The sequence below is a fragment of the Pseudomonas sp. SIMBA_068 genome (assembly GCF_046534705.1).
Taxonomy (GTDB): Bacteria; Pseudomonadota; Gammaproteobacteria; order Pseudomonadales; family Pseudomonadaceae; genus Aquipseudomonas; species Aquipseudomonas putida.
In genome coordinates this window covers 1-268 of the sequence record NZ_JAWRYI010000602.1, presented here as the reverse complement: position 1 = coordinate 268, position 268 = coordinate 1, and the positions used below count along the sequence as shown (strand labels likewise).

The 268-nt window shown below is 54.9% G+C and carries 1 pseudogene; it reads right to left on the bottom strand.

The features are described from left to right. Positions 1-95: 95 nt before the first annotated feature. Positions 96-268: pseudogene (locus tag SB756_RS30600) on the bottom strand (16S rRNA (cytidine(1402)-2'-O)-methyltransferase); the annotation flags it as partial.

Below are 268 nucleotides of genomic sequence, written 5' to 3'. Positions count from 1 at the left end.
GCAGCGACTGTCCAATCGACTCTCCGCCGCGCAGGTTAACGGCAGAGCGAACGAAGAACAAGCGCTAAAAGCCTTTGGCCACCCTGCTACGCAATTTATTGTTCTTTCTGTTTATCCAGGGCCACCTGATACAGCACATTCTTGCGCTCGCCAGTGATTTCCGCAGCCAAAGCAGCAGCCCGCTTCAGCGGCATTTCCTTGAGCAACAGGTCGAGGATACGCATCGACTCACTACTGATCGCCTCATCACTTTCCGGTGCTGTCCACC